Origin of the sequence: Aliinostoc sp. HNIBRCY26, assembly GCF_050235535.1 — a bacterium.
Taxonomy (GTDB): domain Bacteria; phylum Cyanobacteriota; class Cyanobacteriia; order Cyanobacteriales; family Nostocaceae; genus Trichormus.
The window spans coordinates 5,853,670-5,867,513 of the sequence record NZ_CP189852.1 but is presented as its reverse complement, the minus strand read 5'-3'; the positions used below and the strand labels follow the sequence as shown (position 1 = coordinate 5,867,513).

6 protein-coding genes are annotated in these 13,844 nt (G+C 41.1%); 1 reads left to right on the top strand and 5 read right to left on the bottom strand.

What is annotated here, in order from left to right:
* Positions 1–41 precede the first annotated feature (41 nt).
* The 5 genes from ACQFX9_RS24850 to ACQFX9_RS24830 form a co-directional block, all read right to left on the bottom strand.
* Positions 42–6,305 carry a response regulator gene (locus ACQFX9_RS24850; protein ID WP_427159243.1) on the bottom strand — a complete coding sequence of 2,088 codons (6,264 nt, stop codon included), beginning with the start codon at positions 6,303–6,305 and terminating at the stop codon, positions 42–44.
* 148 nt (positions 6,306–6,453) lie between these two features.
* Positions 6,454–9,324, bottom strand: coding sequence for a methyl-accepting chemotaxis protein (locus tag ACQFX9_RS24845; RefSeq protein ID WP_427159242.1), 2,871 nt, complete (start codon positions 9,322–9,324; stop codon positions 6,454–6,456).
* Between the two features lie 16 nt (positions 9,325–9,340).
* A complete protein-coding gene (locus tag ACQFX9_RS24840) occupies positions 9,341–9,871 on the bottom strand; it encodes a chemotaxis protein CheW (protein WP_427159241.1) in 531 nt (176 codons plus the stop codon).
* A gap of 13 nt (positions 9,872–9,884) precedes the next feature.
* The gene (locus ACQFX9_RS24835) at positions 9,885–10,250 is read right to left on the bottom strand and encodes a response regulator transcription factor (RefSeq protein ID WP_103137596.1); all 366 of its coding nucleotides are present in this window, start codon (positions 10,248–10,250) and stop codon (positions 9,885–9,887) included.
* Between the two features lie 214 nt (positions 10,251–10,464).
* Positions 10,465–11,604, bottom strand: coding sequence for a response regulator (locus ACQFX9_RS24830; protein ID WP_427159240.1), 1,140 nt, complete (start codon positions 11,602–11,604; stop codon positions 10,465–10,467).
* Between the two features lie 451 nt (positions 11,605–12,055).
* Between ACQFX9_RS24830 and hmpF the strand changes: the two genes are divergently transcribed.
* A complete protein-coding gene (hmpF, locus tag ACQFX9_RS24825) occupies positions 12,056–13,807 on the top strand; it encodes a pilus motility taxis protein HmpF (protein WP_427159239.1) in 1,752 nt (583 codons plus the stop codon).
* Positions 13,808–13,844: the final 37 nt, after the last annotated feature.

The window sequence follows — 13,844 nt, the reverse complement described above, 5'->3', positions numbered from 1 at the left end:
ATTTCATCCCCATCTTACGGACACACTAGTATAGCGATAAATTAACTACCACTACTATTTACTAATTTTTCACCTTTCAACATCCGCACAGCAGCTTCTAGTAACGCTTCTTCTAGGTATGGTTTTGTAAAGTAGCCACTAGCACCTAACTGAATCGCCATCTGACGGTGTTTATCCGCACCCCGTGAGGTGAGCATAGCAATGGGTAAGTGGTTGAGATTTGGGTCTTTTTGAATGCGTGAGAGCAACTCCAGACCGTCGCAACGGGGCATTTCAATATCACAGAAGACGATATCACAAGGCAACCCAGACCGGAGCTTATCCCAAGCCTCTTGACCATCCCGCGCCTGTTCCACACGATACCCAGCTTTGTTAAAGGTGAGTGAGAGCAATTCCCGGACTGTGATTGAGTCATCAACAATAAGTACAGTGGGGTCAATTTTCTCGGTCTGAACTTCTGGCACAATGGGACTAGATGCTTGTTGCCAAGGCGCGCCTCCACTATGTTTAGACATCCGTCCTTGGAAGATGTCGATCAGTTCCAGTACGTCAGCAATTGGCATAATGCGACCATCACCCAAAACCGTTGCACCCGCCACTCCAATGGGTTTAGGTGCCGGCCCTTCAAATTGCTTAATTACAATTTCTTGTTCGCTTAAAACTTGGTCTATTTGAAGAGCCAACAAAGTATTTGCCGATCGCACCACCACCACAGACACCATATCATCATCTCTAGTACCACCGTAAACATTACCGCGACTGAGTTGGCGATTAAAGGTTAATAATTCTTTCAAAGGACGGAATGGCAGAACGGTATCGCGCCAGGAAATATAGGATTGTCCCTCGGCGTTTTTCTGGATATTTTTGATGGGGATATCCAGAGTATCTTCCACACCATCCATCGGGAAAGCTACCCTCGCTTTATCGGAAACACAACATAAAGCTTTACAAATACTTAAGGTGAGTGGCAAACGAATTGTAAAGGTTGTTCCCTTACCTAAAGTAGAGTCAGTATTGACTATACCGCGAATTTCACTAATTTCGGAACGCACCACATCCATCCCGACACCACGACCAGAAATTTCATCGGCTTCATCTTTGGTGCTAAATCCAGCTTGGAATAATAGATCATAGATTTCCAAGCGGGACATTGCTTTTGCTTGGGATTGTGTAATCAGGCCTCGTTTCAAGGCTAGAGCTTTAATCTTGTCTGTATCAATACCTGCTCCATCATCACCCACAGAAATTACTGTTTGATTACCTTGATGGAATGCACGGATAGTAATAGTACCTCCAGCTGCTTTACCAGATGCTTGTCTGATATCAGGTGTTTCAATTCCGTGGGCGATCGCATTGTTGAGCATATGGGTCAACGGGTCGGTAAGATGATCTAAAATCATCTTGTCAATTAAGGTGTCGCCACCTTCAATCATTAATTCCACCTGTTTACCATACTTGATGGCATTGTCTCGCACACCACGCCGCAGACGATCAATAGTCTGGGAAAAAGGAACCATGCGCGCGCGTGTGAGTCCTTCTTGCAGTTGACTTGTTACCTGACGGAACTGTCGCGCCACTCGCTCAGTTTCTTCTGTCACGAAGTCAATGTCACTAGCTGACTCACGGACTCTCACAATCAACTCGATCATTTCCTGAGACAGTGTGTGGAAAGGAGTAAAGCGATCCATTTCTTCTGGGCTAAAACCCCTGTCACTATGGGAATCATTGTTGTAGAAATGAGCTTCCCTAGTTTTGCGACTAGCTAACAAAGACGCTTCCAAAAGCGATCGCTCATACAATTCTTGCATTCTTGCTCCCACATCTGAGAGCTGTTGCACTTGCACTAACAAATTATCTAAAGACTGTCGCAACCTTTCATGATCCTGTTCTAAAGTGTTGCGATTAACTACCAATTCACCTACTAAGTTACTCATATCATCCAGTTGCTTGACTGGAACTTTCATAGTTTCTTCAAATTTCGCCTGACGACGATTAGAAGAACGCTGTAATTTAGCCGGTGGTTGTTTTACTGGTGTTGACTGAGATATAGTTTGATCTGCTTGTGCTAGCAACTGTTCTAAATCTCTAAAATCATCTTGCACTAATGGCAATACAATTGGATTGCTAGGAGTAGCTGGAGTAAATTTTGGCGCATTAGTCGAAATTACTTCAGGTTTTACTACATTTTCTTTTGGTGGAATATCTTCTTCCCCTAACAATGCTTCTAATGCTGCAAAATCATCGTCTTGAATAGCATTAATATCATTACTGGGAGATGATTCCATCTCTAGCAAGGCTTCTAAATCAGCAAATTCTTCTTCGTTTTTAGTGTCTACTTGTGTTACTAAATCAGTTTCATGTGTTGAATTAATACCCCCTAGTTCATCCTCAAGTATCCCTATGTTATCTAGTTTGTCCGCAGAGATGTTATCGGGATTTTCATTTATTAAATCATTACTATTAGTTGTTAATTCACTAGTGGGTGCAGATAAATCACCAAAATCCAAATCTGATGCTGAATCGTCCAGGGTAGTTAACAACTCATCACCCATATCTAGATTGATATTCTCTGGAACTTCTTGAGTTGTTATTTGTGTTAATTCAATACTGGGAGTAGATAAATCACCAAAATCTAAATCTGATGTTGTCTCATCCAGAGTTGTTAATAATTCGTCATCTAGATTGAGATTGTCTGGAATGTCTTGAATTGTTGTTTGTGTTAATTCAATGATGGGAGTCGATAAATCACCAAAATCCAAATCTGATGTTGTTATATCTGGGGTGGTTAACAACTCATCACCCATATCTAGATTGATATTTTCTGATGTGTTTTGAGTTGTTGTTTGTGTTAGTTCACTAGTGGGATAAGATAAATCGCCAAAATCTAAATCTGATGTTGTCTCATCCAGAGTTGTTAATAATTCATCGTCTAGATTGAGATTGTCTGGAATGTCTTGAATTGTTGTTTGTGTTAATTCAATGATGGGAGTCGATAAATCACCAAAATCTAAATCTGATGTTTTTGTATTTAGGGTGTTTAACAACTCATCACCCATATCTAGATTGATATTTTCTGATGTTTCTTGAGTTGTTTGTGTTGATTCACTACTAGGAATGGATAAACCGCCAAAATCTAAATCTGATGTTATCTCATCCAGGTTTGTTAATAACTCATCATCTAAATTGAAATTTTCTGGAATGTATTGAATTGTTGTTTGTGTTATTTCACTACTAGGAATGGATAAATCACCAAAATCTAAATCTGATGTTGTCTCATCCAGGTTAGTTAATAATTCATTATCTAGATTGAGATTATCTGGTATGTCTTGAATTGTTGTTTGTGTTATTTCACTACTAGGAATGGATAAATCACCAAAATCTAAATCTGATGTTGTCTCATCCAGAGTTGTTAATAATTCATCGTCTAGATTGAAATTATCTGGTATGTCTTGAATTGTTGTTTGTGTTATTTCACTACTAGAAATGGATAAATCGCCAAAGTCTAAATCTGATGTTGTTGCATCTAGGGTGCTTAATAGTCCTTCACCCATATCTAGATTGAGATTATCTGGTATGTCTTGAATTGTTGTTTGTGTTATTTCAATGCTGGGAGTTGATAAATCTAAATCACCAAAATCTAAGCTAGGATTTTCTGCAAATGGTGTATCGAATATTTTGTCAATAGTTCCTTGATTAACATCATCATTAATGTCATCAATCACAATATCTGTTAACTGACTAATCGGAATAGCCCATGCCTCTAGATCAGTTGTTGGTAATTCATTTTGGATTGCTAGTAAATTCGCAGCTAAGTCAGATGCACCACTCTCATCAATATCAGAAAACTCAATATTTGTATCTAGATCAATAGCAATATTTGCTACCGTTTGTGCATCTTGCTCCTGGTGTAGATTGAGATTATTCGCTGAGTTAAATAAATCATCATCTGCTTGTTCTAGATTTCCCAGGATAAAATCAGCACCATCATTACCTGTCAATACATCAACATCTAATTCAGCAAATGATATTGCACTTTCTATTGCAGATGTTTCCGATAGCTGATCATCCAAATCAGAAATGAACTCTAAAACTTCTGCGTTCTGGGATAATTCTGGTATTTCTATTTGAGAATTATCACTATTAACATGAGGATCTATAAGGGAGGTGCTGTTTAAATCTGCTGTTAATATTATTTTTACATCTTCTTCAGATTGGAAGAAAGTTGCATCTAAATCAACTAATCCGAAGGCTTCAACACCTGAATTGCTAGAATCTTCATCAACAGGGAAAATTTCACCAGCCGCAGCAAATAAACTCTCTTCTAACTCTTTTCCTATCTCATGTTCACCTACGGAGGATAATAACTTTTCTGTTTCTCCTGGATTTTCTTGCGTATAAACATCATCTAAAGTTTGGTCAGGTGCAGTAAACTCTAGTACCGTAATAGGCTGTTCATCAAATAAATTGTTAATTGTTTCTAATGTATTGGCAGATAGTTGAGTATCAGTTTCTAAATTGCCAAATAAATTTTCTAATTCTAGATTTTCTGATGCTGTTTTTACTTGTTCTTCTTGTGGAAGAGTAAGATTAGCTTGCTCAAACGTGCCAGTATTTATTTCTGATTCTATAAATAGATTATCGAAATCATCTGATAGGTTATTTAGTTCCGGTAAATCAGGAATGGTTTGATGTTCTGGAATGTTATTTTGATCCTGATTTAAGGTGCGATTGCCTGCTGTAATTGCCAAAAAGTCGTTGATGTCATCGTCTGATGTGACTTCTGGCAATATTTGCTCATTTGTAGCTGCTGCTGGCGATTGTTCTGGCTCTGATAGATGTTCTCCAAATAATAACCCGAAGTCTTCATTTTTATCTGTGCTAGTTGCAGACTCCTGATCATCTCCTTCTAATGAGAGAAAATCGGCTATATCATTATCAAATACTTGAATGACGGTTTGACTAATCTCTGCCCCTAATTCACTAGAGTCTGCAATCTCTACAACGTCATCTTGTTGCCAACTTTCATCTAGTTCTGGTGTTTCACCTTCAAATAAATCAGCTAAGGTATTTAACTCAGCTAATCCCACTTCTGGGCCATTCGTCTCTATTGTGGCACTATGAGCAAATGGTGTAGTTTCATTTTCCCAGAACGGATTGCCAGTAGTCTCGTTTTCAGACACAGGGTGTTCTATAGAGGTTGGTACCTCTGCTGCAACATTTAGCTGTTCGGAGACTTCAGTTAGACTAGTGACTCTATCTGCTGATATATCGAGGGTATGATCCCTGGCGAAATCCTCAGTTGAGTCTGAAGAGATTTCATGAGGTATAGATGCTAATGATGGTGTGATGGTGGATGGTACATCACCTAACAGATTTTGAGCCACTTCGATTAAAGCAGTGTTCGGAGAATCCCAAAGTGCTTCTAGTTGTTGGCTAATAGTAATATCAGTTTCTCTACCTTGCAGCACTAACTCTTGTGCTTGTTTAATCTCTGTAATGACGATCTTTGCTAAGGTGATATAACTATTTTCGGTATTCCCAATAGCTGTGGTTGCGGCTTTACATAAATTGCACCAATTAGATAAATTCCAAGTTTGACCTAGTGTAACTAACTGCTGACAGCATTGCTGGAGATTTTGACGAGATTCTGGTGTTGCGGGTTGTTTAAATAATTGCAACATTTCCCGCAGTGTTTGTAGAACTTGGGCTTGAAATTCGCTCCAACGATCATTCCCTGTAGCTGTCACTGTTTGGGGTGCAGGAGTTTTGTCTATGGGAGTCGGAGTCGGTACATCTTGACGGAAAAAGATAGCTGTGAGGCTAGTGACGCTATCTGCGGCTGCTGGTTGATTGACATTTGATGTATCTACTCCAGCATCACTTTGCTGCACTAATAGTTCTAGATGCTGATTCAGCCATTGAAATACAGGTTCTGTCTCTGACATCAAGGTATTAGCCGTTTCTTCTGACAGTCCGAAGGGGCCGCTTAACTGTTCGAGTAGGGCTTTGAGAGTGTCAGATACACCAAGGAATAATGATTCTAGTTTTTGATCAACCTGAATCGGATTTTCTTTAAGAACTTTAAAACAATCTTCTAGACGGTGGGCGGTGTGCTGAATGCTAGTTAAGCCCAGCATGGCTGCACCACCTTTAATAGAATGTGCGGCGCGGAAAACTTCGTTAATCAGTTCTGGGTCATTTAAGGTACTTTGAAGATTGAGCAACCCCTGTTCAATGGTGTTGAGGTGGTCTCTGGCTTCTTCAATAAAGTAGCCTAAAATTCGCTGTTGTTGTTCAGGCAGCATAGTTTTTTAGTCAATAGTCAATAGTCGTTAGTCATCTGTCAATAGTCATTAGTAGTTAGTCACCGCTTATTTGAGTTGTTAGTCATCAGTCAATAGCCAATTATGTAAACTTTGAACTTTTGACTTTGGACTTTGAACTATTGACTAATTACTTTGTTTGCATGGTGTCTACCCGGAAACGTTCTACAGAAGCAATCAAGTCACGGGATACACCAACTAAGTTTTGTAGTGCGCCGGAAACTCGTTGTGCTTCTTGGGATGTTTCTTGGGCTGTGAGTTCTACTGATTGCATTACCTGGGCAACAGCACGGGAGGTTTCCGTCTGTTCTACGGTGTCGCTGGTAATTGAGCGCACTAAGCCATCAATGCGATTTGCCACTTGAATGATATTTTCAAGCGATCGCTTGGCTTCTTCAGCTAGTTTTGTGCCTTTAATTACCTGTTGTGTACCTTCTTCCATTGCGGTCATTACTGAGCCTGTTTCGCTTTGGATTTGCATGACGATTTGCTCAATTTCTTTTAAGGATTTAGCTGATTTATCCGCTAACTGACGGACTTCATCTGCCACAATCGCAAACCCCCGTCCCGCTTCGCCGGCTCTGGCTGCCTCAATACTGGCGTTGAGTGCCAGTAAGTTGGTGCGGGAGGCAATTTGAGAAATTAAGGCCACAATCTTAGAAATTTCTTGGGAAGATTCCGCTAATCGTTTCACCTTACGGGTAGTTTCAGCTACAGTTTCCCGAATTTCTAAAATCCCCGCCACGGTGTTTTCTACAGCTTCACCGCCTTTGAGCGCGATCGTACTGGCATCACGGGCTACAGCTTCGGCTTCCCTTGCCGCTTCTGCCACCCGTTGAATTGAGTCAGTCATCACCTGCACAGAATTTAAGGTGACTGCTAATTCTTCGGCTTGTCTTAAAGCATCACTAGATAGGGCAGTAGCAAAGGTTTCCGAGTTGGTTGCACCTTTGGTTACTTCCTTGGCGGCGACTGTTACCTGCTGCACAATGTCTCGCAGGTTTTGAATTGTCAGGTTAAAGGCATCGGCTACCGCACCCAATACGTCGGCTGTTACTTCCGCTTGGACTGTTAAATCCCCTCTAGCTGCGCCTTCTACGTCGTCTAAGAGGCGAATTACTTGGCGTTGTAGGTTTTCTTTCGCTTCTTCTTGTTCATCGGCTTTGCGTTGCGCTTCAAAGGTGGTAGTTAAAATTACCCGCGCCATCTCATTAAAGCCAGCCGCTAATTGTCCAAGTTCGTCTTCGGAATACACCGTGGCTTGTACATTTAAATTACCTTGGCGCACAGCATCAAATTGGGCTTGCAAATCCTTGGTAGTGCGGCGCATTTGTTTCAGGGTGAGATTACCCATAAAAGCCGCCGTAGCAAAACCTGTGATCCCTGCGGCTAGGGACATCGCCCAACCGGTATTGCGTACCGTTTCCCGTTGTTGGGGAGGGGAAAAACTGGTGGATGCAAAGCTGACTGTCGCCACTACCAAAGCAGAGAACACGCCCACCGCCCCCCCAACTAACCAAGGTTTCGCATCGAGGCTAGCGTTTTCTAAGCCTGCTAACCAGCCTTGCTCAACGCTGACTTGGGGTTCAACTTTGGCGACATCCGCTTGGGTAAATACGGGTACTGACTCTTGCGAACCGGTGATGCTAAAGAGTTCTTCATCGCGATCGCTCGCTGAATTAGTGATAGGTTCTACTTTCGGCTGGGCAATGCTGCCCAGTTCCGCAGAATTGGAAAGCATCACATCACTAAAGCTAGAATCGGCATCAGCTAGATCAAACCCTGGAATACTACCTAAATCATCAAATTCATCAAAGTCGTCTAAAAATTCGATATTACTTTTGGCATTGTCTTTATTGAGGATACTGCTAGGATCTTCATCCTCTGCTATGCTTTCTGAACCAAAAGCTGACTCAAACGCTTCAAAATCAAAACTTTCATCAATATCGAAAGTTTGCATTTCTGGCTTAACGTCCTCTGAAGATGGCTGTTCTACTGGAGAGAACCTGCCATTCATCTGTGAGGGAGTCTGGAAGGATTCTTCTTGATCAGCGATTTTTTCTAACCAAGCTGCACTAGAGTCAGGAATCGAGATATCATCATCCTCTGTTGATGTCAGACTTTCTGGAATCTCCTCCTGCTCTAAGGAAAAATTCTCTCTCAGTTGTTCCTCTGACTCAGTTGATATTTCTTCCTCTGAGGAATTGAAGAATTCCGCCGCTTTGTATTGTCCATTCAGATTGGCGGGTGTCTCAAATTCTCCAAAGGGTGAATCGATAATATTGTGGTCTTCAGGTGAGGATTCTAAACTACTATCTAAAAAATTAGCATCCGCCTGTAACTCTTCAAAGCTGTCTGTTGATGGTTCATCTTGCCAAAAAACAGGTAATTCTAGTTCTCCTAACCCTTCTGAGGCGGATAAATCTAAATTCTGCTCATTTGCTGGTTCATCCACCGCAAAAGGATCATGATTCGCCGCCAGTGTAGATACTGGCACGGATGGTGTTCCCAGGGTATCTGTAGGAATTTCAAAGGGGTTGTCTAGAGCAATTTCTGCGGCATTGACAGCTTGATTAGTTTCCAAACCGTTTAAATCAAAGCCACTGAGGTCAAAGCTATCGATAGCTCCTAAATCTTCTAATTCTGATGATGCCAATTCTAGAGAATCAGGTGTACTGGCGATATTGACTGATTCTGGAGCATCAAGTGGCTCTACGATTAGTTGTTGGTATTGGCTAATATTCTCTAAACTCTTTTGTGCTACCCCAATCAATTCAAAATCATCAGTTAATTCCAAAACTTTTTGATATTCTACTTCTGCTATATCGTATTGCTGCAAAACATAGTAGATGTGACCCCGCAATAAATGGGAGTTCGGGTCATCTGGGACATTCTGCACCACCTGATCGATTAAATTAGCGGCAACTTCATAGTTTTGTTCCGCGTAGGCTGTGTAAGCCTGTTGATATGTTTCGACGTAATCTTCTATACTCGCTGCCATTTCCTCCCTCCCAATATCATCCTGCCCACCGCGCACTCCGCAAAATTGCCATCGGATCTAGTAGTCTTAGACACTGATTTTTCTTCGGGTCTAATAACCACTCTCCACGCAAAAAGGGAGTCATGGTATCCGGTATGTTGGTAGGTGGCATCAGATTTTGAACATCCAGCCAATCCATACCACCAATTGCATCTACTGCTAAACCGACAATAGTGTCTTGTTCTTGCACTGCAATTACCGAAATCTCTGCTTTGTCTGTGTTTAAAGGAGTTGCTTCCCCTAAAAATTGACCCAAATCGGCTACCCAAATTACTCGACCTCGTAGATTTAGAGTACCCAAAAGTAAAGGAGAAGCATTAGGAATCGGGGTAATTCTATCAGGACTTAATTCCATTACTTCTCGGATACCAGTTGCGGGTAGTGCAAACTCCTGATGCGAGGGAATGTAAAACCGCAAATGTAACTCACCTTCAGGACTTTCTACTTGAAATTCAGGACGAAAGTGATCTTGACCACTGCCATTTAAAAAGTCCGGTTTGCTAACCATATTGTGTTCGTCCTTAGCCTCGCAGCAGTTGTTTGACTGTTCCCACCAACTCGGTTGGTTGAAACGGTTTAGCTATATAAGCATCCGCCCCTTGTTTCATCCCCCAGTAGCGGTCAAATTCTTCTCCTTTGGAAGAACACATGACGACAGGAACGTTTTGAGTTTTGGGGTCTGACTTTAATCGCCGACAAACTTCGTAGCCATTCATGCGGGGCATGACAATATCTAAAACCACCAGATCAGGAGGTTCAGTTTGAATTGACTCCAATGCTTCTAGTCCGTCAGTGGCATGGGTGACTTTTAAACCACTGGCTTTCAGGAGGTCTGTAATCATCTCCCTTTGGGCAAGACTGTCTTCCACAATTAAAACTGTACTCATAAATGGCTATCTACCTCCTGGTGTAGACGTTCCTGTTTGGAACATTCCCTGCTCTCCCTGCAAATAGTTACTGTATAAATTCAATCTAATATTTCACTAAGTTGAGTGGATAATAACTGTACTCTGAAAGTTGATTGATTCTGTGATAACATTTTTTACCCCATCTTTTATGGGATCAACAAGTGTTGTATTGAGTTTATTTCGTCACACCAGATTAAATATTGAGATATTTGTTGAGCAAAATTAGTAATTCCTTATTCTCAAAGGGTTTTGTTAATAGGTCTGTGAAACCGGCCATCTTCGCCTTAACTCGATCTATAAATTTATCTTTACTAGTGAGCATAATCATCGGTATATACCGAAATGCTTGAGATTGTCGCAGCATGGCACACATCTCATAAATACTTAGTTCCGGTATAGTAGCGTCACATAAAATCATCTGGGGCTGGAGTTGAAAAGTTAAACTCAGTGCTTCTAAGGGATGGCTGAGGGTGATAACTTCGTAACCTTGTGGCCGCAAAATAGACTCTACCGTCTCTCCACTGGTTTGGCTTTGGTCAATACATAGTATTTTCATTTTTGGCCTCTCTGGGGCTGGTAATTGGGAATCAGTGGTTTGTGGGTATGTGAGTTTGAGCCAGCCTTGTTGGATATATGGATATATTGTCTTGGCCACTGTCAAAATATCGCGATCAAGATATCGACTTAGTTGACGTAGGGAAGTTTGACCATCTGCCCATTGCTTGAGTTTATTGACTGTGTTGATGGGTAATGAGGAATAAAGATGCACGGTTTCGGATAGGATTGGCAGTTGTTCTGGCGATTCAATGTATGGGTACAATAGTTTCCATTCTTGTAATTGTTGGATAATTTTGGCGATTAAGGGCGCAATTTCCCAACTTGTTAATTGTGGAGTTAGGGGTGTATCGGTATGAAAAATAAAATTACCCCGATATAAACTCAACAAATCAAACAGGCTCTCACACAGTAAACGATAAAGAATGACCTGTGCTTGTTGGGGATTGATGATATTTTTCTCTATCAGCATCCAAACATATTCATATTCTGAAGTATCTTCTACGTTCAAATCGTCTATGTGTTCATAAGCAGATAATTCCCCACGATACGGACGTAAGTAATCATTAATTTGTGACAAATTATTATGCCCTGCTTGGGAATAAATAATTTGTCCATTCTGGAAAAATATCAACCAATTTTTCGGTTCACTTGGTGGAGATACTTGACCATATTGGTGAGAGTCGTGACTTTCTATGAACAGTTGTCCAGTTCGCTGTCCTAGTTCAATTAATTGCAGGATACTGCGAATGTCAAGTTCTTGTAAATTTCCCTGCATTGAATCTCAGTAGCTCCTTTGAATGAAATTGCTCGTCGGTGCTGTCGGAAGTAGTTTCAAGTTGCAGGAAAAAAAATCTTTCTTCTCCTACACCCTTACACTCTTTCTTTAAACCCTTGATTTTTCACAACCATACGTCACTTATAAGATGATTTCTTTTGCTTTGTTGTACTAGTTTTGATCAGGGAATGATTTCAGCTATAAACCGTAAATTTTCTTAATAGTTTTAGATAAAGTTAGTGATAACACGGAAGTCATCATAACTGTCATCAGTACAAAATATAAAGGCACGATCAGATCGCTGCTATGGATATGCAGACGTGAGATGAAGCGTCTATAAATAGGTTTGTTTGTTTTGTTTGACTCAAGTTGGGTAAATAAGACAAGTTAGCAGAATTATCTAAAAGTATATTTTCAAACAAAAATATCACGTACCAAGAGGAATATCGGTGTGCTGTATTTAGCGGAAGTACAAAAGCAGAAAGGCGGCTTACTGGGTGGTAATTCCAAAACTGAATTGAAACTGCTAGCTTGTCAAAGAACCGACCAGAATTGGAGTCCTGTGTCGGAAGAAATTATCGCTGCTGAAGAAGCCAGCAAATTAAATGATGGCGCACTGGTTTTGGTGGAAGTCAATCCCAATCGCCAAGTCCAGAGACTGCAAGAAGCTGGTAGGCCATTGGTGAATATTTTGCAAAATTTTTCCCGTCAGTTGGAAAAATATAAGCTCAAGGAAGACGAAATTGATCAATGGAAGGAATCACTGACATTTCAGGCGCAGGAGTTAAATCGCCGTGAAATGGATATGGAAGTGCGCTTAGAACAGTTGCACAATATGGAAGATGAGTTTCAACGTTTAGAAGCACAACAACAAGAAGTTGAAACCTCTCGCGAGAAAATTGAACAGTTACAAGCAGAAATTGACCGTAATCGTCAAGAATTAGAAGGGGCTTGGGAGCATCTGCGGGGTGAGCAGCGACGTTTGGAGGAACGTCTGCAAGAAGGAGGAGTGTTAGACGCGACGCAAAGTCAGAAGATGAGCGAGTTACTGGAACGCTTATCTAGCCGTGTTGCTCCGATAGAAATCTTGCGGGAACATCTCCACGCGGCGCAAGAAATTGTGGAAAAACAGCAGGCTACACTCAATCCCCATTGGGAAAAATTTCAACAAGAGAAAACAACAGCTCAAGAAAAGCAACAAGAAGTTGAAAAACTAGAAAAAACAGTAAGCGATCGCCAAAATGAATGGCAACAAGCACAACACATTTTAGAGCAACAAACAGCCCAATGGAAAGTCAATACGGCTGCGATCGCCAGTAAGCAAGAACTGATGCAAACCCTCAAACAACAGTTGCAATCTCAAGATGAGTTATACCAACAAATTTATGCTGTAGCTGCAACTTCTGGTGGTGGTTTACCAGGACAACAAATTGATGTGCAGGCTCTAGAAAATATGCCTCTAGCTGAACTGCAAAAGACTATACAAGATTTATCAGAAAAGTTAGAAATAGACTCTAGTTTTGTTCATGACCAAGAACAAGAACTGAAATATAAACAAGAAACCATAGAACAGTTAAAGCAAAAAATCAGCCAAGCATCCGGTCAAGATGTCAGTAATTTACAAGAAGAATTAGCCGATGAACAAGACCTTTATCAGATGCTCAACGAGACTTTAGTTGGACAAAGACGCAATTTATTAATGCGGCAAAAGTTGATTAAGCAACACCAAAACATTCTCCTCAAGCGACAAGGTCAGGCAGTTGCTAACAGTGATCAAGAAAACAACATTGACTTTAGCCCCATTCTTTCACAACTAGAAAATCAACGACAACAACAATCTCAAGAAGTCCAAAAATTGGAACGGGAAGTTGAGCAAATGCAAGCTGCGCTGGAATTAGACCACGGCATGATTGATAATCAAACCCACAATATCCAAGAACAGCAGCAAGAGTTGAAAACAATGGAAGAAAATCTTCGTTCCTTACAAAAGGCTAGTGCTGAGTGTTGGGGGCGAGTCAACCTTTATCAAGAAGCACTGCAACCCATTCAAGACCGTCTAGACGAAATCAAACAAAAACTACAAAGCATCGGTGAATCGCTGGGACAAATTCAAGAAACTAGTGATCATCAATTGCAAACAATCACAGAAATTCGTCACACCATCGGCGGTTTACTCTCTCAGCCAGAGTTGTTGGCTTCTTAATGGGGCATAGGGCATAGGGCATAGGGCATTGGTTTTT

What these genes read in the sequence shown, in the direction of transcription:
- ACQFX9_RS24835 (WP_103137596.1), bottom strand. Translation starts at nt 10,250, where the DNA reads ATGAGTACAGTTTTAATTGTGGAAGACAGTCTTGCCCAAAGGGAGATG.
- ACQFX9_RS24830 (WP_427159240.1), bottom strand. Translation starts at nt 11,604, where the DNA reads ATGCAGGGAAATTTACAAGAACTTGACATTCGCAGTATCCTGCAATTA.
- ACQFX9_RS24840 (WP_427159241.1), bottom strand. Translation starts at nt 9,871, where the DNA reads ATGGTTAGCAAACCGGACTTTTTAAATGGCAGTGGTCAAGATCACTTT.
- ACQFX9_RS24845 (WP_427159242.1), bottom strand. Translation starts at nt 9,324, where the DNA reads ATGGCAGCGAGTATAGAAGATTACGTCGAAACATATCAACAGGCTTAC.
- ACQFX9_RS24850 (WP_427159243.1), bottom strand. Translation starts at nt 6,305, where the DNA reads ATGCTGCCTGAACAACAACAGCGAATTTTAGGCTACTTTATTGAAGAA.